Source organism: Streptomyces sp. CA-142005 (genome assembly GCF_050942335.1).
Lineage (GTDB): Bacteria > Actinomycetota > Actinomycetes > Streptomycetales > Streptomycetaceae > Streptomyces.
Genome location: NZ_CP192078.1, coordinates 3,332,979 through 3,352,031, shown reverse-complemented (window position 1 = coordinate 3,352,031; position 19,053 = coordinate 3,332,979). Strand labels below are relative to the sequence as shown.

Annotated in this window: 17 protein-coding genes; 10 read left to right on the top strand and 7 right to left on the bottom strand. The window is 72.4% G+C overall.

Translation table 11 applies throughout. The features are described 5' to 3' along the window. Window positions 1-79: 79 nt before the first annotated feature. Window positions 80-937: a type I methionyl aminopeptidase gene (gene map / locus ACQPXS_RS15875; RefSeq protein WP_351798324.1), complete on the bottom strand. Its 858-nt coding sequence runs from the start codon at window positions 935-937 to the stop codon at window positions 80-82. Between the two features lie 58 nt (window positions 938-995). On the opposite strand from map, the gene ACQPXS_RS15870 reads away from it, so the two are divergent. Continuing rightward, window positions 996-1,229 carry a hypothetical protein gene (locus ACQPXS_RS15870; protein ID WP_351798326.1) on the top strand — a complete coding sequence of 78 codons (234 nt, stop codon included), beginning with the start codon at window positions 996-998 and terminating at the stop codon, window positions 1,227-1,229. Here ACQPXS_RS15870 and ACQPXS_RS15865 read toward each other — a convergent pair whose 3' ends face one another. Both ACQPXS_RS15865 and ACQPXS_RS15860 read right to left on the bottom strand, forming a co-directional pair. Further along, complete coding sequence (locus ACQPXS_RS15865; RefSeq protein WP_433449885.1) at window positions 1,230-2,516, bottom strand: MFS transporter; 1,287 nt, start codon at window positions 2,514-2,516, stop codon at window positions 1,230-1,232. A gap of 493 nt (window positions 2,517-3,009) precedes the next feature. Then, window positions 3,010-3,609 (bottom strand): hypothetical protein, encoded by a 600-nt coding sequence (locus tag ACQPXS_RS15860; RefSeq protein WP_351798329.1) that lies wholly within the window; start codon window positions 3,607-3,609, stop codon window positions 3,010-3,012. A 129-nt stretch (window positions 3,610-3,738) separates the two neighbouring features. Between ACQPXS_RS15860 and ACQPXS_RS15855 the strand changes: the two genes are divergently transcribed. From ACQPXS_RS15855 to ACQPXS_RS15845, 3 genes are read left to right on the top strand one after another with little or no spacing between them, the layout of a single operon-like run. Further along, complete coding sequence (locus ACQPXS_RS15855) at window positions 3,739-4,812, top strand: sialidase family protein (RefSeq protein ID WP_433449883.1); 1,074 nt, start codon at window positions 3,739-3,741, stop codon at window positions 4,810-4,812. Window positions 4,813-4,847: 35 nt separating this feature from the next. Further along, window positions 4,848-5,561: an NADPH-dependent F420 reductase gene (gene npdG / locus ACQPXS_RS15850; RefSeq protein ID WP_433449881.1), complete on the top strand. Its 714-nt coding sequence runs from the start codon at window positions 4,848-4,850 to the stop codon at window positions 5,559-5,561. 4 nt (window positions 5,562-5,565) lie between these two features. Further along, on the top strand, window positions 5,566-5,808 hold the full coding sequence (locus ACQPXS_RS15845; protein ID WP_356303249.1) for a hypothetical protein: 243 nt from the start codon (window positions 5,566-5,568) through the stop codon (window positions 5,806-5,808). Here the strand turns inward: ACQPXS_RS15845 and ACQPXS_RS15840 are convergent. Continuing rightward, a complete protein-coding gene (locus ACQPXS_RS15840) occupies window positions 5,805-6,575 on the bottom strand; it encodes a site-2 protease family protein (RefSeq protein WP_433449880.1) in 771 nt (256 codons plus the stop codon). The two genes, ACQPXS_RS15845 and ACQPXS_RS15840, sit on opposite strands and share 4 nt — an antisense overlap. Before the next feature lie 116 nt (window positions 6,576-6,691). Between ACQPXS_RS15840 and ACQPXS_RS15835 the strand changes: the two genes are divergently transcribed. Both ACQPXS_RS15835 and ACQPXS_RS15830 read left to right on the top strand, forming a co-directional pair. After that, window positions 6,692-7,177: a DUF6578 domain-containing protein gene (locus ACQPXS_RS15835; RefSeq protein WP_433449878.1), complete on the top strand. Its 486-nt coding sequence runs from the start codon at window positions 6,692-6,694 to the stop codon at window positions 7,175-7,177. Between the two features lie 14 nt (window positions 7,178-7,191). Next, window positions 7,192-10,455: a BTAD domain-containing putative transcriptional regulator gene (locus ACQPXS_RS15830; RefSeq protein WP_433455830.1), complete on the top strand. Its 3,264-nt coding sequence runs from the start codon at window positions 7,192-7,194 to the stop codon at window positions 10,453-10,455. A gap of 26 nt (window positions 10,456-10,481) precedes the next feature. Here the strand turns inward: ACQPXS_RS15830 and ACQPXS_RS15825 are convergent, their stop codons facing one another. From ACQPXS_RS15825 to panB, 3 genes are all read right to left on the bottom strand, one after another. Continuing rightward, entirely contained in the window at window positions 10,482-11,303 is an 822-nt protein-coding gene (locus ACQPXS_RS15825) for an ABC transporter permease (RefSeq protein WP_390681942.1), read from the bottom strand. Beyond that, entirely contained in the window at window positions 11,300-12,325 is a 1,026-nt protein-coding gene (locus tag ACQPXS_RS15820) for an ATP-binding cassette domain-containing protein (protein ID WP_433449877.1), read from the bottom strand. Before ACQPXS_RS15820 ends, ACQPXS_RS15825 begins: the two co-directional genes overlap by 4 nt. Before the next feature lie 777 nt (window positions 12,326-13,102). Beyond that, complete coding sequence (gene panB / locus ACQPXS_RS15815; protein ID WP_351798344.1) at window positions 13,103-13,969, bottom strand: 3-methyl-2-oxobutanoate hydroxymethyltransferase; 867 nt, start codon at window positions 13,967-13,969, stop codon at window positions 13,103-13,105. Between the two features lie 197 nt (window positions 13,970-14,166). Between panB and ACQPXS_RS15810 the strand changes: the two genes are divergently transcribed. The 4 genes from ACQPXS_RS15810 (at window position 14,167) to ACQPXS_RS15795 (ending at window position 19,046) form a co-directional block, all read left to right on the top strand. Then, window positions 14,167-15,753, top strand: coding sequence for an MFS transporter (locus ACQPXS_RS15810; RefSeq protein WP_365325247.1), 1,587 nt, complete (start codon window positions 14,167-14,169; stop codon window positions 15,751-15,753). A gap of 95 nt (window positions 15,754-15,848) precedes the next feature. Next, window positions 15,849-16,478: a TetR/AcrR family transcriptional regulator gene (locus ACQPXS_RS15805; RefSeq protein WP_351798348.1), complete on the top strand. Its 630-nt coding sequence runs from the start codon at window positions 15,849-15,851 to the stop codon at window positions 16,476-16,478. Between the two features lie 187 nt (window positions 16,479-16,665). Further along, a complete protein-coding gene (locus tag ACQPXS_RS15800) occupies window positions 16,666-17,715 on the top strand; it encodes an endonuclease/exonuclease/phosphatase family protein (RefSeq protein ID WP_433449873.1) in 1,050 nt (349 codons plus the stop codon). Between the two features lie 107 nt (window positions 17,716-17,822). Then, window positions 17,823-19,046 carry an MFS transporter gene (locus tag ACQPXS_RS15795; RefSeq protein ID WP_433449872.1) on the top strand — a complete coding sequence of 408 codons (1,224 nt, stop codon included), beginning with the start codon at window positions 17,823-17,825 and terminating at the stop codon, window positions 19,044-19,046. Window positions 19,047-19,053: the final 7 nt, after the last annotated feature.

Below are 19,053 nucleotides of genomic sequence, written 5' to 3'. Positions count from 1 at the left end.
ATGTCGGTAAAATTTTACAAGAGAAAGCCCGCCCTCGCAGAGGGCGGGCCGTGCGGTCATGGCCGAAGCGGGCGCGGCGCTACGGCAGGGTCAGGATGTCCGCGCCGGTCTCCGTCACCACCAGCGTGTGCTCGAACTGGGCCGTCCGCTTGCGGTCCTTCGTCACGACCGTCCAGCCGTCGTCCCACATGTCGTACTCGTGGGTGCCCAGCGTCAGCATCGGCTCGATCGTGAACGTCATGCCCGGCTGCATGACCGTCGTCGCGTGCGGGCTGTCGTAGTGCGGGATGATCAGGCCCGAGTGGAAGGAGGAGTTGATGCCGTGGCCGGTGAAGTCGCGGACGACTCCGTAGCCGAACCGCTTGGCGTAGGACTCGATGACCCGGCCGATGACATTGATCTGCCGGCCCGGCCTGACCGCCTTGATCGCGCGGTTCAGGGCCTCCCGGGTCCGCTCCACCAGCAGCCGGGACTCCTCGTCCACGTCCCCGACCAGGTAGGTGGCGTTGTTGTCGCCGTGCACCCCGCCGATGTACGCCGTCACGTCCAGGTTGACGATGTCGCCGTCCCTCAGGACCGTGGAGTCCGGGATGCCGTGGCAGATGACCTCGTTGACGGAGGTGCACAGGGACTTCGGGAAGCCGCGGTAGCCGAGCGTGGAGGGGTAGGCGCCGTGGTCGCACATGTACTCGTGGGCGACCTTGTCCAGCTGGTCCGTGGTGACCCCGGGCGCGATGATCTTCGCGGCCTCCTCCATCGCCTGCGCGGCGATACGGCCGGCGATCCGCATCGCCTCGATGATCTCCGGGCTCTGCACCTCCGGACCGGTGTACGGCGCCGGCGCGGGCTTGCCGACGTACTCGGGGCGGCGGATGTTTCCGGGGACCGAACGGGTGGGGGACAGCTCCCCCGGTACGAGCAGCGACTGGCCAGACATGACAGCGAGTCTATCCAGCCGGCATGGGGGAACATGTCGTTGGCGAGAGGAGCTGTTCATGGCCCTGTTCAAGAAGCGCACCGTCGGCAAGCCGGGCGAGTGGTACTACTGCCTGGAGCACAAGAAGGTCGAGGAGGGCCCGGAGTGCCCGGGCAAGGACCGCTTCGGTCCGTACGCCTCCCCGGAGGAGGCCCGGCACGCGATGGAGACCGCCGCCGAGCGCAACCTCCAGTGGGAGAACGACCCGCGCTGGCACGACGCACCGGCCGGCGGGAGCACCGACGAGGAGTGATCACACCTCCGTGGGTACGGCGGCGGCGCGGTGCTCGCGCATCCGTACCGCGTGCTCGTTGGTGCGGGCGTCGTACGTCATGAGTCCCGGCAGGCACAGCGCGAGCAGGCCCATGGCGCCCGCGCACGCCAGCCCGCCGGAGACGACCGAGGTCCGTACGCCCGCCCACGCGGCCATGCCGCCCGCCCGCACCTGGCCGAGCTGCGGGCCGACCGAGTAGGACAGCAGCTCGATCCCGGCGAGCCGGCCGCGCAGCTCGTCCGGGATCGTCTGGTTCCACATGGCGGCCCGGAAGATCCCGCTGACCATGTCGAAGCCACCGCCGACGGTCAGGAACAGGAGCACCAGCCACACGTTCCCGCAGATACCGGCCGCCGCGACCGCGAGGCCCCAGCCCGTGGCCGACAGCACCACCATCAGGCCGTGCCGGTGGACCCGGGAGGCCCAGCCGCTGGTCAGGCTCACCAGCATCGCCCCGGCGGGGAGGGTGGCGTACATCAGGCCCAGCGCCCAGTCGGCGTGCAGTTCGTCGGCGAGGAACGGCAGCACCGCGAGCGGCATGGCCAGGAACATCGCCGCGAGGTCGACGACGTAGGTGCCGAGGAGTTCCTTGCGGCTCCAGGCGTAGCGGGCGCCTTCCAGGATGGCGAGCAGCGAGGGTTTCGACGCCTCGTGGGAGGCGGGGGAGGGGGCGATCCGCACGATGTACGCCAGCGAGACGGCGAAGGTCAGCAGGTCGGCGGCGTACGCCCAGCCGAGGCCCGCGTAGGCGACGACCACGCCGGCCAGGGCCGGGCCCGCGACTCCGCCGACGGTCCAGCGCAGGGAGTTCAGGGAGGCCGCGGCGGGCATGTCGTCGTGGGCGACGATCCGGGGCCACAGGGAGTCGAGCGCCGGGCGCTGGACGGAGACCAGGGCGGAGGAGAGGGCGGCGACGGCGTACAGCGGCCAGACCGCCGGGTGCGGGAGCAGGGCGTTGAGCAGCAGCAGGGCGCTCAGCACGCCCTGCCCGGCCTCCGTCCACGCGATGAGCCTGCGCTTGTCGAGCGCGTCGGCGAGGGCGCCGCCGTACAGACCGCACACGATGAGCGGCAGCAGCTCCACGGCGCCGACCGCGCCCACCGCTGCCGCGGATCCGGTGAGGTCCTTCAGCTGGACCGGGAGCGCGACGAAGGTGAGGAAGCTGCCGAAGTTGCTGATCAGCCCCGACTTCCAGAGCCGGCGAAAGTCCGCGGAGGCTTTCCAGGGGGCGAGGTCGGGGAGAAGAGCACGGGCCACCCGAGGCATGCTCGACCGCCGACGGTACCGCAGCAACCGATTTTCCTTACCCGCCCACGCGTCTCGCCCACCTGAGAGGGCACCGGAACCGGCTCGGCCGGCCGTGCGGCGGGTTCACGAAGTGCCCTGCGTCTGCGGTACCCCCCTGGGCTGCACCGACAGGGCCCGGCCGGCCCGTTGCCGTCGGCGTTGCGCCCCGCTCACGCGTCTCCGTCGGCTGGGAGGGCACCGGAACCGGCTTGGCCACGACGTCCTGCTGTTCACCGGAGAGGAGGGCCCGACGCGGTGCGCCGGGTGACCGGCCCGTGCCGTGCGGGAGGTTCACGAAGTGCCCTGCGTCTGCGGCACCCGGCCCCGGGCTCCACCGACAGGGCCCGGTCGACCCACGTCTCCCCTGGGCGGGCACCCCGAGAAGCCTTGGCTCCCACCCGCCCGGCTGGGGCGGCTGAAAAGGTGCCCGGAAGACCCGCCTCGGCGGCACCCCCACTGTCTGGCCCGCTTTTCACCAGGGGGCGGGCGGCGGGGCCGTCAGGATCTCCGCCAGCCTCGACAGGCGGTCCCGGAAACCGCGCCGAACCCTCGGAGAGACACCGCCGTTCTCGCCCGCCGCCGCGCTGACCAGGTGCTGGACGGTGTCCAGGTCCAGCTCCGCGGCCTCCGGTACGGGCAGCGTGTCGTGGGCCAGTGCGGCAAGGTCGCCGTCGTCCGCGCCGAGCGCCAGCACCGTCACCCCGGCCCGGCGGGCGTCGTGCACGCGCTCCAGCAGGGGCGCGGGCTCCTCAGGGGCCACGACCAGCAGGGTCTCACCGCGTCGCGCCGCCTCGATCCGGCCCGGCCCCACGGCCAGGTGGGGCGGGTCGCAGGGGCGCGCGTGGTGCCGTACCAGGGTCGGCGCCAGCTCGGGCGTGCCGGACCACGCGGCCTCGTCCACCAGATGCGCCGCCAGATGCCACGGCTCGTACTCCGGCGTGCCCACCAGCAGCAGCCCGCCCCCGTGCGCCACCACCGACCCGCGCAGCACCCCCGCGAATCTCCGGGTGGCCCCCAGCCACTCGGTCCCGGCGAGCACTTCCCGCAGCAGCGCGACCCGTACGGCGTCCATGCGCCCGCATCCTGCCGCAACCGGTCACTCGTGACGCGGAGTTCACCCGGAATTCGCCCGTCCCGGGGACATTCACCGGTCACCGTGCGAACCGGTCCCCGTTCCCCTCCCCTCCCGAGGAGCCGCCCGATGACCGAGGTCACCGTCCCCTTCCGCGCCGGACACGAGGGCTACGCCAGTTTCCGGATCCCGGCCGTCGTCGCCACCCGAGCCGGCACGCTGCTCGCCTTCTGCGAGGGCCGCGTCGCCTCCGCCGCCGACCACGGGCGCATCGACATCGTGCTCAGGCGGTCCACGGACGGCGGCCGCACCTGGGGACCGCTCCAGGTCGCCGCGAGCAACGGCAAGGACCTCGCCGGCAACCCCGCCCCCGTCGTCCTCGACACCGGCCGCGTCCTGCTCGTGCACATCCGGGCCGCCGCCGGCGCCACCGAGGCCGCCATCCTGCGCGGCCAGGTCTCCGACGCCGACGGGCGGCGGGTGTGGGTGCAGCACAGCGACGACGACGGGGCGACCTGGTCCGCGCCCCGGGAGATCACCGCGCGGGTGAAGAGGCGCGGCTGGCGCTGGTACGCCACCACCCCCGGCCACGCCCTCCAGCTGAGCACCGGCCGCGTCCTCGTCCCCGCCAACCACACCGTGCCGCCCACCGGCACCGACACCGGCGCCGAGCCGCGGTACAACAGCGGCCACTGTCTGCTCAGCGACGACCGGGGAGAGTCCTGGCACCTCGGGTACGTCGACGAGAACACCGACGGCTACATCAACGTCAACGAGACCACCGCCGCCGAACTCCCCGACGGACGCGTCTACTTCAACACCCGCAACGACTCGCCCTCGCCCGGCAACCGCGCCGACGCCCACTCCACGGACGGCGGGAAGACCCTGGTCAAGCCGTTCCGGCCGCAGGCCGGGCTGACCGCACCCGTCTGCGAGGCCTCCGTCCTCCAGCTCCGCGACCCGGACCTGCTCCTCTGCTCCGGCCCGGCCGACCCCGCCTTCCGCGCCCTGATGACGATCCGCGCCTCCACCGACGGCGGCACCACCTGGCGCACGGCGTTCACCGTCGACGGGCTGCCCGCCGCCTACTCCGACCTGGTGCGCGTCGACCGGGACACGGTGGGACTCCTCTACGAGACCGGGGACTTCAGCGCCTACGAGACCATCACCTTCCGCCGGGTGCCCGTGCACCGCCTCACCTGAGCGTGCCGCGAGCGCCACCGACGTAGGCTCGCCCCATGACCACTACCGACAGTGCACAGACCCCTGCCAAGGCCCCCGCCAAGGACCCCTGGGACCTGCCCGACGTCTCCGGACACGTCGTCGGCGTGCTCGGCGGCACCGGACCGCAGGGCAAGGGCCTCGCCTACCGGCTCGCCAGGGCCGGCCAGAAGGTGATCATCGGCTCCCGGTCCGCCGACCGCGCCCGGAGCGCCGCCCAGGAATGCGGCCACGGCGTCGAGGGCGCCGAGAACGCCGAGGCCGCGCGCCGCAGCGACATCGTGATCGTCGCCGTACCGTGGGACGGCCACGGCGACACGCTGAAGGCCCTGCGCGAGGAACTGGCCGGCAAGCTCGTCGTGGACTGCGTCAACCCGCTCGGCTTCGACAAGAAGGGCGCCTACGCGATCAGGCCCGAGGAGGGCAGCGCCGCCGAGCAGGCCGCCGCCCTGCTGCCGGACTCCCGGGTCGCCGCCGCCTTCCACCACCTGTCGGCCGTCCTGCTCCAGGACCCGGAGATCGAGCAGATCGACACCGATGTGATGGTGCTGGGGGAGGAGCGGGCCGACGTGGAGATCGTGCAGGCCCTCGCCGGGCGCATCCCCGGCATGCGCGGCGTCTTCGCCGGGCGGCTGCGCAACGCCCACCAGGTCGAGTCGCTGGTCGCGAACCTGATCTCCGTCAACCGCCGCTACAAGGCGCACGCCGGGCTCCGCGTCACCGACGTCTGAGCCGATGGGGGACACTGTTCGGCGTAGCAGTGTCCCCCGCAAGGAGCCGACCCCCATGCCCCTTCCGCCCGCGCCCACCCGGACCCGGCGACTCGCCCTCTACACCCTCGTCGTCTGCGTGCTCGCCGTGGCCGCCGCCGTCGTCTCCTTCGCCCAGGGCAGCTGGCTGGGGATCGTCTGGGTGCTGCTGGCGGGCCTGACGTCCAACATGACCTGGTACTACATCAGGCGCGGACGCTCGGCCTAGGCCCAGAAGCGGTAGAGACTCCAGCCGTACGACGTGTCCTGGTGGCTGACTCCCAGTCCGCGCAGGATCGCGTCGATCATGTGGAAGAACGCGATGTTGATCGACGGCACCCACAGCAGCGCGAACGCGAACAGCAGGCCGAACGGAGCGAACGGCTCCACCTGGCGCTTCACCTCGTACGGCAGCCACGGCTCGATCACGCCGTAGCCGTCCAGGCCCGGCACCGGCAGGAAGTTCAGGATGGCCGCCGTCACCTGCAGCAGGGCCAGGAAGGCGAGCGCGAACCGGAAGTCGCTCGGTATGCCGTCCAGCGCGTGCAGCCAGAAGGGTGCCGTGCACACCGCCGCGAACAGCACGTTCGTCAGCGGGCCCGCCGCCGAGATCAGGCTGTGCCGCCAGCGGCCCCGGATCCGGCCGCGCTCGATGAACACCGCGCCGCCCGGCAGACCGATCCCGCCCATGATCACGAAGAGGACCGGGAGCACGATGCTCAGCAGCGCGTGCGTGTACTTCAGCGGGTTCAGGGTCAGGTAGCCCTTCGCGCCGACCGTGATGTCGCCGCTGTGCAGGGCCGCGCGCGCGTGCGCGTACTCGTGCAGGCACAGGGAGACGATCCAGGCCGCCGTCACGAACAGGAACACCGCGACGCCCGGCCGTGCCGCATAGCCCGTCCAGGTGGCCCAGCCCGTCACCGCCGTCACGGCCAGGATGCCCACGAACACGGGACTGACCCGGCGATCGCCGCGGCGGGTGGAGGCGATGGTCATCAACAGGCTCCTGTGCGGTGGGGACGGTGCGGAGTGCGACCGTACCGGCCGCGCCCTCGCGGGGGAAACGTCTCGCACTCGCCGTCCGGTTCCTGGACCCTGGGGGAATGCCACGGATGAGGGTGTTCTACGAGGACTGGCAGATGGAGTGCTGCGGCACCCCGTTCGCGGTGGGCGACGAGGTGTCCTGGCCGCTGGTCGCCTACGACGCCGAAGCCGTCCGGGAGGGCCGTGGTTACGGCGCCGAGGCGTGGGTGGAGAACCACGGCGGCCCGGACGAGACGACCGTCGGCCGGGTCCGGGCCATCGACCTGGTGCACCAGGAGTACCTGGCCCACACCGACCGGCGTGCCCTCGCACGCGTCGACCGTGCCCTCGAACCGTCGGAGTCCCGAGGAGTGACCTTCCTCCCGTCCCCGTACAGCACGGAACCGGTGCCCGGCGCGTACACCGTCGAGGCCGTCGGCACCTGCCCGAAGCGGTTCGAGAGCCGGGAACCCGGCAGGGACCCGGGCCCGCACCGCATCCGCCGCACCCGGGGCGCCCTCGTCACCCTGGACGTCCCACACGGCACGCCGCCGCAACCCGGTGACCACCGGTGACCGCTCCGGTGACAATGGACCCCGTGCGCTATCGCCTGCTCGGCACCACCCAGGTACTCCGCCCCGACGGCACGGCCGTCCCGGTCGGCGGGGCGCGGCTGCGTGCCCTGCTGGGCGTGCTCGCGCTCCGGGCCGGCCGGACCGTGCCCGTGGGGGTGCTGGTCGACGAGGTCTGGGGCGCCGACCCGCCCGCCGACGCCGCCGGGGCGCTCCAGGCGCTGGTCGGCCGGCTGCGCCGTACCCTCGGTGCGGACGCCGTCGCCTCCGCCGAGGGCGGCTACCGGCTCACCGCCGCGCCCGACGACGTCGACCTCAGCCGCTTCGAGCGGCTGACCGGCGACGGCCTGCGGGCCCTCGCCGACGGCGACCCGGCCAAGGCCGCCGCCGTCCTGGACGACGCGCTCGCCCTGTGGCACGGCCCGGCCCTCGCCGACCTGCCCGACCACGCCGCCGAGGCGGCCCGCTGGGAGACCCGCCGCCTGGACGCGCTGCGCGCCCGGCACACCGCCGCCCTCGCCCTCGGGCACGCCGAGCAGTCCCTGCCCGAGCTGACCGCCCTGTGCGACGACCACCCGCTGGACGAACCGCTCCAGGTGCTGCGGCTGCGCGCCCTGCGCGACGCCGGCCGCCCGGCCCAGGCACTCGCCGCCTACGAGGAGGTACGACGGCGGCTCGCGGACCGGCTCGGCTCCGACCCCGGGCCCGAACTGCGCGCCCTGCACACCGAGCTGCTGACCGAGCGGCACCCGGCGCCGCGGCCCGGGCCGGCGGCCGTGGGCAATCTGCCCGCCCGGCTCACCTCCTTCGTCGGCCGGGAGAGCGACATCGAGGCCATCGGCGCCGATCTGGCCGCTGCCCGCCTGGTCACCCTGCTCGGTCCGGGCGGCGCCGGGAAGACCCGGCTGTCCCAGGAGGCCGCCGAGGCGGTGCGGCACACCGTCCGGGACGGGGTGTGGCTGGCCGAACTGGCGCCCGTGGACGACCCCGAGGCCGTACCGCAGGCCGTGCTCACCGCGATCGGCGCCCGCGACACCGTGCTGCACGGCGCCGGCGCCGAGAGCATCCGCGCGGTCGCCGAGCGGTACGACGACCCCCTCGAACGGATCGTGGAGCACTGCGCCCGGCGCCGGATGCTGATCGTCCTGGACAACTGCGAGCATGTGATCGAGGCCGCCGCCCACCTCACCGAGCGCCTGCTGGCCCGCTGTCCGCAGCTGACCGTCCTCGCCACCAGCCGCGAACCCCTCGGCGTGCCGGGGGAGCTGGTGCGCCCGGTGGAGCCGCTGCCGGAGCCGGTCGCGCTGCGGCTGCTCGCCGACCGGGGCGCGGCGGCCCGGCCCGGATTCCGTGTCGAGGACGATCCCGAGGCCTGCGCGGAGATCTGCCGGCGGCTCGACGGACTCCCGCTCGCGATCGAGCTGGCGGCGGCCCGGCTGCGGATGCTGACCCCACGCCAGATAGCGGGCCGCCTCGACGACCGTTTCCGGCTGCTCACCTCCGGCAGCCGCACCGTCCTGCCCCGCCAGCAGACCCTGCGGGCCGTCGTGGACTGGTCCTGGGAGCTGCTGGACGCGGACGAGCGGGACGTCCTCGCCCGGCTGTCCGTCTTCGCGGGCGGCTGCGACCTCGCCGCCGCCGAGGCCGTGTGCGGGCCCGGCGCCCTGGACGCGCTCGGCTCCCTGGTCGACAAGTCCCTGGTGGTGGCCGCCCCTTCGGCCGGGGGCGGGATGCGCTACCGGCTCCTGGAGACCGTCGCCGAGTACGCCGGCGAACGGCTCGACGAGACCGGGCGCCGCGGCGAGGCCGAGCGCGCCCATCTGACGTACTACCGCGAACTCGCCCGCACCACCGACCCGTTGCTGCGCGGCCCCGAACAGCCCACCGCCATCGACCGGTTCCAGCTGGAGTACGAGAACCTGCGCACCGCCCTGCGGCACGCCGTCGCCGCCGGCGACGAGCAGGAGGGGCTGTGCCTGGTGCTGTCCCTGGTGTGGTTCTGGCAGATGCGGGACCTGCGCATCGAGACCCGCAACTGGTGCCGCGAGGTCATGGCGCTCGGTCCCGACCCCTTCACCGAACCCGTCCGGCCCGCGCAGCCGGTGTGGCAGCGCTGCACCGACGCCCCGCCCCCGTACACCGGCGAGGTCCTCGCCGAGGCGCGGCGCGGCGTCCACCTCGCCCACCTCGCCTGCATGGACCACGAGCTGGAGGCCTGGCAGACCCCCGACGCCCAGGCCAAGCTCCGCGCCATCACCCAGGTCTACCGGCCGGGGCTGCCGCAGACCTGCCGTGCGCCCGGCATGGTGTGGTTCTACGCGGTGATCCTGGCCGGCGGCGGTGTGACGCGGATGCGGGAGGTCGTCGACGCCAGCGTGCGGACGTGCCGGGAGACCCCCGGCTTCGAGTGGGAACTGGCCGGCGCCCTGCAGCTGCGCGCCAACCTCCTCGCCAACCGCGCCGCCTGGGCCGGCAACGCCACCCGGGACGCCGAGGAGGCCCTGGAGATCTTCCACCGCCTCGGTGACGCCTGGGGCACCGCCGAGGCGCTGTCCGCCCGTGGTGAGGCCCATGAACGCCAGGGAGCCAACGAGGAGGCCGCCGCCGACTACCGGGCGGCCATCGAACACGCCGAACGCATCGGCGCCCGCGGCCAGATGGCCATCCTCCGCGCCCGTCTCGGCAGCGTGCTCATGGAGGCGGGAGACGTCGAGCGCGGCGAGGAACTGCTCAGGGGTGTCATCGCGAGCAAGGACGGCTCCCTCAACGAGGCCATGCCCGCCGCCCGGCTGTTCCTCTCCTGCTGGCTCGGCCTGACCGGCCGTACCGGCGAGGCCCGTGAGCAACTGCGAGCGCTGCGCGAGGAGTTCAGGATCGCGCACTTCGTCGTCTTCGACGCCATGATCCTCACCCAGGAGGCCTGGCTGGACGCCCTCGACGGCCGTGCCGAGGACGCGCTGGACGCGGTCCGGCGGGCGCTGGAACTCGCTCAGGACCCGCTGTCCAAGGCGGTCGCCCCGCATCTGGACTCCATCTGCCTCTACACCGCGGCGATGGGCCTCGCCCGCGTCGACGGCGGCGGCCGGGCCGTCGACGCCGCCCGCTGCCTGGGTGCCGCCCAGGCCCTGCTGCCGTCCGGGCACATCCTCTCCGGTGTCGAGCGCCGGTGCCATGACATGGCCGAGAGCCGGATCCGGGACGCCCTGGACGAACCCGCCTACCGGGTCGCGTACGCCGAGGGCGGTGGCCTCTCCCTCGCGGAGGCCACCGCCCTGGTCTGAGCCGTCCTGCTCCGGGTGGGCAGAGGTCAGCTCTTCGTGCGGAACTTGTGGATCGCGACCGGCCCCATGACCGCCGTGATCGCCACCGACCAGGCCACGGTCACCCACAGGTCGTGCGCGACCGGGCCGCCGATCATCAGGCCCCGGGCCGCGTCCGCGAGCGTGGACAGCGGGTTGTAGTCGGTGAAGCTCTGCAGCCAGCCCGGCATCGACTTGGTCGGCGCGAAGATCGACGAGCCGAACTGCAGCGGGAACAGCACCAGGAAGCCCATCGCCTGCACGGACTGCGCGTTCTTCAGGATCACGCCCAGGGTGAGGAACACCCACATGATCGAGGAGGCGAACAGCGCGGACAGACCCACCGCCGCGAGCAGGCCGGCCCAGTGGGTGATGTGGAAGCCGACCAGCACGGCGACGACCATCAGCACGGCCGTGGCGAACAGCATCCGGGCCAGCTCGACGGCGATCTTCGCGAACAGCACGGACCCGCGCCCGATCGGCAGCGACCGGAACCGGTCCATGACCCCGCTGTTGAAGTCCTGGCTGAACCCGGTGCCGACGCCCTGGGACAGCGTCATGCTCATCATCGCGATCATGCCCGGGATGACGTACTGCACGTACTGGCCCTGGCCGCCGCCGAGCGCCTGCCCGATGGACCCGCCGAAGACGTACACGAACAGCAGGGTGAAGACGACCGGCATCAGCAGCGCGTCGAACATCGACTCCGGGTCCTGGCGGATCCAGAGCAGATTGCGGCGGATGAGCGCGCCGGTGTGCCGCAGATGCCCGCGCAGCGGGATCCGGACGTCGGCGTCGGCGTGGGCGACGGTGGCGGTGGCGGCGCTCATACGGCGACCTCCTCGCGGGATTCGGCGGGCGTGGTGTCCTGCGGGGCGCTGGCGCGGTGGCCGGTGAGGGACAGGAAGACCTCGTCCAGGCTGGGCAGTTCGGTGGTGATGGCGGAGATCGTGATGCCGCGCGCGGTGACCGCGCCGACCACGGCGGTCAGCTGCTCGTCGCTGAGGATCGGCACCAGCAGGGCTCCGGACTCGGTGTCCACGGTGGTGGTCGCGAGCCCGGTGATGCCGAGCTCGTCCAGCATGGTGGCGAGCGGGCGCAGCTGCAGCGGGTCGACGGGCCGGACCCGGAGGGTGCGCCCGCCGACGCGGGCCTTCAGCTCCTCGATCCCTCCCGTGGCGATGACCTTGCCGCGGTCGACCACGGTCAGCTCGGAGGCGAGCTGTTCGGCCTCCTCCATGTACTGGGTGGTCAGCAGCACGGTGACGCCGTCGCCGACCATCGCCTTCACCTCGTCCCACACCTCGTTGCGGGTACGGGGGTCGAGTCCGGTGGTCGGCTCGTCGAGGTAGAGGACGGCCGGCCGGCCGATCATCGAGGCGGCGAGGTCGAGCCGCCGCCGCATGCCGCCGGAGTACGTGCTCGCGGGCCGCCTGGCCGCCTCCGTCAGGGAGAACCGCTCCAGCAGCTCGTCGGCGCGGGCGCGGGCGTCCTTGCGGGGCAGGTCCAGCAGCCGGCCGATCATGTACAGGTTCTCCCAGCCGGGGAGCTTCTCGTCGACGGAGGCGTACTGCCCGGTGAGCCCGATGACCCGGCGCAACTGCCGGGGCTGCCGTACGACGTCGTACCCGGCCACGGTGGCCTGGCCGGCGTCCGGGGTGATCAGGGTGGACAGGATCCGTACGAGGGTGGTCTTGCCGGCGCCGTTCGGACCGAGCACACCCATCACGGTGCCCTCGCGCACGTCCAGGTCGACACCGTCCAGCGCCTTGGTCTCGCCGTAGTGCTTGACCAGTCCCCGTACCGTCACTGCGTGGCTTGCGCCGACGGGGTTCTCATGGATTCGCGTCATGGGGAAGACGGTGCCAGGGGCTGCCGACAAACCACCGACAGGCCACCGACAGCCGCCTGCGGCGCACCGACAGCCCGTCGCCACGTCCGTCGGCCGGCGGTCGTCATCCCTCGTCATCCCTCGTCATCCCTTGTCCGTGACGCCGTCCGCCGGGCGGGCCGGCACGGGCCCTCGACACCACAGCCGCCGCCGCGGGCACTCCCGGCGACCGGCTCACCGCCGCCACACCGTGTCCGGGGTATGGCATGCGCACCCAGCCGAACCGTCTGGTCGGCGGCATGCGGATCTTCCCGGCCGAAATCACCGGGACGCAGGCCGGTGGCGCCCCAGACGACGGTCGGCCGGACGCCGACCACCGGGGCGCGGTCACCGATCCGGTCCGGCCACCCCCGATCGCCACGCACGCCGACGACGTCCACCGCCTCCCCGCACAGGTCGCCGACGAGCCGGCGCCGATGCCCGGCCGCGGCATGGGCGCCACCATCGGACTGCACCTGGCCGTCGACCCCGGAGCGGCCGCGCGCCCTCACCGCCCACCAGCCGATCGGCCCCTGGCGCCTCGGCGCCGCCGAACGAGTACGCCACACAGCGGGAACCGAGGGAGTGCCAGGACACCCACCGGACGCCCGGCAGGCGACGCTCCCGCCGATGCCCACAGCGCACGACTGTGTGAGGGAGGGCGGCACGTCCGGGGCGCGGCGCCGGTTCGGGCGCGGAACGGGGACAGCCCGCCGACGGGGGAAGATCGGCGGGCTGTCCGGGTGTTGCCGCGATGGCTCAGTGGACGGAGTGCTCCTCCAGCGGGAACGCCCCGGAGACGACGTCCTCGGCGAACGACTTCACCGCGTCGCCCATGACCTCACGCAGGTTGGCGTACTTCTTGACGAACTTCGGCACCCGGCCGGAGGTCAGCCCGAGCATGTCCGTCCAGACCAGGACCTGCGCGTCCGTCTCGGGCCCGGCGCCGATCCCCACCGTCGGGATGTGCAGCACGCGCGTCACCTCGGCCGCCAGCTCCGCCGGAACCAGCTCCAGGACCACGGCGAACGCGCCGGCGTCCTGCACCGCCTTCGCGTCCCGCAACAGCTGCTGCGCCGCCTCCTCGCCGCGCCCCTGCACGCGGTAGCCCATCGCGTTGACGGACTGCGGGGTCAGCCCGATGTGCGCCATGACCGGGATGCCGGACTCCACCAGCAGCCGGATCTGTTCGTGCGAGCGCTCGCCGCCCTCCAGCTTGACCGCGCCGACCCCGGCGTCCTTCACCAGCCGGGTCGCCGAGCGCAGCGCCTGCACCGGGCCCTCCTGGTAGGAGCCGAAGGGGAGGTCGCCGACGATCAGGGCGCGCTGCGTGCCGCGTACCACGGCCGCCGACAGCATGGTCATCTCGTCGAGGGTGACGGGCACGGTCGTCTCGTACCCGAGGTGGCAGTTGCCCGCCGAGTCGCCGACCAGGATCACCGGGATCCCGGCCTCGTCGAAGACGGACGCGGTCATCGCGTCGTAGGCGGTGAGCATGGGCCACTTCTCGCCCCGCTCCTTGGCGAGGGCGATGTCGCGAACGGTGATGCGGCGGGTGCCCTTCCCCCCGTACAGCGCCTTGCTGCCGTCGGAGGGCTTGTTCTGGGCAGCCGAAAGCTGCGTCATGGCAACGGCTCCTTCAGTCATCTCGAGGCGCCCTGACGGCGTCCCCGGATCGCCTCCATGGTGGCACCTCGTGCCAGTCAGGGCCAGGGGAACCGCCTGTGATCCACAACCGTGGCCGAGACCCGGCTGTGTAAGGCCTTGGTAAAGAACTAAGATACGAGACCGTTCCGTATCGAAATGGTCGTAGGGTCGAACACATGACAAGTCCTGTCCCTGCCTCCCGGATACCGGAAGCGGTGCACCGGCGCCGCTGGGCGATCCTCGGCGTGCTCATGCTGAGCCTGCTGATCGTGGTGCTCGACAACTCGATCCTGAACGTCGCCATCAAGACCATCTCCAGCCCCGCGCCGACCGGCCTCGGCGCCTCCCAGGGGCAGATCGAGTGGGCGATCAACGCCTACACCCTCGTCTTCGCCGGCCTGCTGTTCACCGCGGGCCTCATCGGCGACCGCCTCGGCCGCAAGAAGGTGCTGCTCGGCGGCATCGCCGTGTTCGGCATCGGCTCCGCCCTGGCCGCCGAGTCCGGCTCGCCGGGCCAGCTGATCGCCTTCCGCGCGCTGATGGCCCTCGGTGCCGCCTTCGTCATGCCCGCCACCCTCGCCGTCCTGATGAACGTCTTCGAGCGCGAGGAGCAGCCCAAGGCCATCGGTATCTGGGCGGGCGGCGTCGGCCTCGCCATCGCCATCGGACCGATCACCGGCGGCGCGCTCCTCGACCACTTCTGGTGGGGCTCGGTCTTCTTCATCAACGTGCCGATCGTGATCGTCGCGCTGGTCCTGATGACCTGGCTGGTGCCCGACTCCCGCGACCCCAAGCCCGGCCGCCTCGACCCGGTCGGCGTCGTCCTGTCCGTCGTCGGCCTGGTCCTGCTGGTGTACGGCATCATCAAGGGCGGCGAACTCGCCGACTTCACCGACGCCAAGGTGCTGGCGACCATCATCGCCGGTGTCGTCGTCCTGGCCGGTTTCGTCGTCTTCGAGAAGCGCAGCGACCACCCGTCGCTCGACGTCACCTACTTCAAGAACAAGGTCTTCTCGGCCGCCATGAGCGCCATCGCGCTGGTCTTCTTCGCGCTGATGGGCGTCACGTTCTTCGGTGTCTTCTACACCCAGAGCGTGCGCGGCTACTCGCCGCTGGAATCCGGTGTGCTGATGCTGCCGCTCGCCTGCGCCCAGCTGATCTTCGCGCCGCGCGCCCGGCTGCTGGTCGACCGGTTCGGCAACAGGGCCACCACCACCGCCGGACTGGTGCTGATCGCGGCGACACTGGCCGCGTTCGCCACGTTCGAGGCGGACACCCCGATCTGGATCCTCGAGGTCGTCTTCTTCCTCATGGGCACCGGCATGGCGCACATCATGACGCCGACCTCGGTCGTCATCATGCAGGCGCTGCCGCGCGAGAAGGCCGGCTCCGCCTCCGCGCTCAGCAACACCTTCCGCCAGGTCGGCGGCGCGCTCGGCATCGCCGTACTCGGCTCGGTGCTCGCCACGTCCTACCGCAACGGCATCGAGGGCAAGCTCGGCATGCTGCCGCCCGCCCTGCGCGACAAGGCGGCCGAGTCCATCGAGGCCACCCTCGGCATCGCCGGCAAGCTCGGCCCGCAGGGCAAGGCCCTGGTCACCCCGGCCGACGACGCGTTCCTGCACGCCATGCACGTCACCGCCCTGTGCGGAGTCGGTGTCGCGCTGATCGGGGCCGTGGTGACGGCCCTGTTCCTGCCCGGCAAGCCGCCGGCCGCGCAAGCGGGCGAGCAGGAGGCGGAGTTGGTCGCGGCCGCGGACTGACGCGGACCGGCGGACCAGGGTTCCCATCGTGGGTTCCGCGGGGGAAGGAGGCGGCTGCGGGACAATTCCCGCAGCACAGTGAGAGGACGGACGACGTGAGCCTTGCCGAGAGCCGGCCGCGACCGGACGGGCCCGCGCGGGGACGACCCCGCAGCGAGGCCGTGGAACGCGCCATTCTGGAAGGCGTGATGAAGCTCCTGGAGGACGGCGTACCGCTCGCCGAACTCTCCATCGAGCGCGTCGCGCGCACGGCCGGGGTCGGCAAGGCCACCATCTACCGCCGCTGGAGCGGCAAGGAGGAGCTGTTCGTCGACGTCGTACGCGCCGCCGAACCCCCCGATCCCGAACTCCCCGGCACCTGCCTGCGCGACGACCTCGTCGTGCTGCTGGAGTCCCTGCGCCAACGCGGACTCGTCCACCGTTCCTCGGCGATCCTGCACAACGTCTACGCGCAGATGAAGCACAGCCCGAAGCTGTGGTCGGCGTACCACGCCAGTGTGATCGCGCCGCGCCGCGCCCTCGCCCTGGAGGTCCTGCGCCGGGCCCGGGAGAACGGCGAACTGCGGCCGGACGTCGACCTGGACCTGGCCAACGACCTGTTCGTCGGCCCCATGCTCGTGCGCACCGTCATGCGTCCCGAGGGCGACCTGCCCGAGGACCTGGCGGAACAGATCGTCGACACGGTTCTGGAGGGCCTACGGCCCGTCAGCTCGACAGCCTCGTAGCACTTATGTGCGCGTTTCGTCACAAACCCCAGGTGTCCCGGGGATAACGGAACTCCCTGTCCCGCTTCCTTCGTCCTCGTCTTCCGTACGGCCGTCATGGGACGGCGGGAGCGGAGCCGATCATCCCCTAGGGTCGGAAGAACACGGGGGAACGACGGTGTGCACGGCAGGCAGTGAGGCAGACGGTATGGCGCAGCAGGCGTACATGACGGAGACGGACAACGGCGGCTCGGGGCCCGAGCGACCGGGATCCCGGCTTCGGCGCCTGGTGCACCACCTCCTCGCCGGCTGGCGCGGCGATCCGGGCATCTGGCGCCGGGGCGCCGTCCTCGCGGTCCTCGCCCTCCTGCTCGCCCTGGTGATGCTGCTGCACTCGCACATCCCGAACCGGGTGGGCAACCTCGGCAGCCTCACCGAGACGTTCCTGCCGTGGCTGGGGCTCGCCATCCCGGTGCTGCTGGTCCTCGGGCTGCTGCGGAGGTCGGCGACCGCGCTGATCGCCGTACTCCTCCCGGCGATCGTGTGGCTGAACCTCTTCGGCGGGCTGCTCACCGACAAGACGGGCCCGGGCGGCGACCTGATGGTGGCGACCCACAACGTCAACGCCGAGAACCCCGACCCCGCCGCGACCGCCCGTGAGGTGGCCGCCTCCGGCGCCGACATCCTCGCCCTGGAGGAGGTCCCGCAGGCGGCCGTGTCCACCTACGAGAAGGCGCTCGCGCCGACGTACCGCTACCACGGGGTCGAGGGCACGGTCGGCCTGTGGAGCAAGTACCCGATGAGCGATGTGCGGGCGGTGGACATCAAGCTCGGCTGGAAGCGCGCGATGCGGGCCACCGTCACCACCCCGCACGGCCCCGTCGCGGTGTACGTCGCCCACATGCCCTCGGTGCGGGTGAAGGTGAAGGCCGGGTTCACCGCCCGGGAGCGCGACAAGAGCGCCAACGCGCTCGGCGAGGCCATCGCCGACGAGCCGCTGAAGCGGGTGGTGCTGCTCGGCGACCTGAACGGCACGATGAACGACCGTTCCCTCAACGCCGTCACCTCCCAGATGCGCTCCACGCAGGGTGCGGCGGGCAGCGGCTTCGGGTTCAGCTGGCCGGCGGCGTTCCCGATGGCACGGATCGACCAGATCATGGTCAGGGGCGTGGAGCCGGAGAGCTCCTGGTCGCTGCCGCGCACCGGCAGCGACCACCTGCCGGTGGCTGCCCGTGTGAAGCTGGACACGTCGTCGTAACCCCTTGGAATACTGGGCCTGAGAGGCTTTGTTCCGCAGCTGAACATATGCTGTGACGGAACCGCTCTCCCTTTCTCCTCTCTGACTTCGAAAGGCACAGGCCCTTCATGCCCCTGGCCCTGCTCGCTCTGGCCGTCGGCGCTTTCGGTATAGGTACGACCGAGTTCGTGATGATGGGCCTGCTGCCCGACGTCGCGGACGACCTGCACATCTCGATCCCCGCCGCCGGGCACCTGGTCTCGGCGTACGCGCTGGGCGTGGTGATCGGCGCCCCGCTGCTGGCCGCGCTCACGGCCCGCCTGTCCCGCCGCACGGTGCTGATCGCCCTGATGGCGCTGTTCGTCGCGGGCAACGCGCTCTCGGCGCTCGCCCCCGGCAACGACTCCCTGCTGGCCGCCCGCTTCCTCAGCGGCCTGCCGCACGGCGCCTTCTTCGGCGTGGGAGCGGTCGTCGCCACGACGATGGTCCCGCCGGAGCGCAAGGCGCGCTCGGTCTCGCTGATGTTCCTCGGCCTGACCGTCGCCAACATCGCGGGCGTACCGGCGGCCACGCTGATGGGCCAGCACCTGGGCTGGCGGGCCACCTTCCTGGGCGTGAGCGCGATCGGCCTCGCGGCGATCGCCTCTCTGGCGCTGCTGATCCCGCACGACCGGGGGCAGGCCGCCTCGCGGGCGGGCCTGCGCGGCGAGTTGGCCGCGCTGAGGTCCCTGCCGGTCTGGCTGGCCCTGGGTACGACGGTGGCGGGCTTCGGCGCGCTCTTCGCGGCCTACAGCTACGTGACCCCGATGCTCACGCGGTCGGCCGGGTTCGCGGAGGGCAACGTGACGCTGCTCCTGGCCCTGTTCGGCGTGGGCGCCACGGCGGGCAACCTGCTGGGCGGCCGCCTGGCGGACCACTCGCTGCGGGGCACGCTGTTCGGCGGCCTGACGTCACTGGGTGCCGTGCTGCTGCTGTTCCCGGTGCTGATGCGGGCCGAGTGGAGCGCGGCGCTCGCGGTGACCCTGCTGGGCATGGCGGCGTTCATCACGGGTTCGCCGCTGCAGCTGATGGTGATGGAGAAGGCATCGGCGGCCCCCTCCCTGGCCTCCTCCGCCAACCAGGCGGCCTTCAACCTGGCCAACGCCGGCGGCGCCTGGATCGGCGGCCTGGCACTGGCGGCGGGCTTCGGTACGACGTCCCCGGCGCTGGCCGGCGCGATGCTGGCGGTGCTGGGTCTGGGCGTGGCCGGCGTGGCGTACGGGGTGGACCGCCGCCAGGGGACTCCGTCGGCGGGGCGGGAGAGGCTGGTCGCCTCCCACATGCCGGAGGAGCCGGGAGTGTTGCACCACTGACCCAGGG

Excerpts from the sequence above, each read along its gene's own strand:
- map (WP_351798324.1), bottom strand. The coding sequence starts at position 937 with ATGTCTGGCCAGTCGCTGCTCGTACCGGGGGAGCTGTCCCCCACCCGT.
- ACQPXS_RS15870 (WP_351798326.1), top strand. The coding sequence starts at position 996 with ATGGCCCTGTTCAAGAAGCGCACCGTCGGCAAGCCGGGCGAGTGGTAC.
- ACQPXS_RS15865 (WP_433449885.1), bottom strand. The coding sequence starts at position 2,516 with ATGCCTCGGGTGGCCCGTGCTCTTCTCCCCGACCTCGCCCCCTGGAAA.
- ACQPXS_RS15860 (WP_351798329.1), bottom strand. The coding sequence starts at position 3,609 with ATGGACGCCGTACGGGTCGCGCTGCTGCGGGAAGTGCTCGCCGGGACC.
- ACQPXS_RS15855 (WP_433449883.1), top strand. The coding sequence starts at position 3,739 with ATGACCGAGGTCACCGTCCCCTTCCGCGCCGGACACGAGGGCTACGCC.
- npdG (WP_433449881.1), top strand. The coding sequence starts at position 4,848 with ATGACCACTACCGACAGTGCACAGACCCCTGCCAAGGCCCCCGCCAAG.
- ACQPXS_RS15845 (WP_356303249.1), top strand. The coding sequence starts at position 5,566 with ATGGGGGACACTGTTCGGCGTAGCAGTGTCCCCCGCAAGGAGCCGACC.
- ACQPXS_RS15840 (WP_433449880.1), bottom strand. The coding sequence starts at position 6,575 with ATGACCATCGCCTCCACCCGCCGCGGCGATCGCCGGGTCAGTCCCGTG.
- ACQPXS_RS15835 (WP_433449878.1), top strand. The coding sequence starts at position 6,692 with ATGAGGGTGTTCTACGAGGACTGGCAGATGGAGTGCTGCGGCACCCCG.
- ACQPXS_RS15830 (WP_433455830.1), top strand. The coding sequence starts at position 7,192 with ATGGACCCCGTGCGCTATCGCCTGCTCGGCACCACCCAGGTACTCCGC.
- ACQPXS_RS15825 (WP_390681942.1), bottom strand. The coding sequence starts at position 11,303 with ATGAGCGCCGCCACCGCCACCGTCGCCCACGCCGACGCCGACGTCCGG.
- ACQPXS_RS15820 (WP_433449877.1), bottom strand. The coding sequence starts at position 12,325 with ATGACGCGAATCCATGAGAACCCCGTCGGCGCAAGCCACGCAGTGACG.
- panB (WP_351798344.1), bottom strand. The coding sequence starts at position 13,969 with ATGACGCAGCTTTCGGCTGCCCAGAACAAGCCCTCCGACGGCAGCAAG.
- ACQPXS_RS15810 (WP_365325247.1), top strand. The coding sequence starts at position 14,167 with ATGACAAGTCCTGTCCCTGCCTCCCGGATACCGGAAGCGGTGCACCGG.
- ACQPXS_RS15800 (WP_433449873.1), top strand. The coding sequence starts at position 16,666 with ATGGCGCAGCAGGCGTACATGACGGAGACGGACAACGGCGGCTCGGGG.
- ACQPXS_RS15795 (WP_433449872.1), top strand. The coding sequence starts at position 17,823 with ATGCCCCTGGCCCTGCTCGCTCTGGCCGTCGGCGCTTTCGGTATAGGT.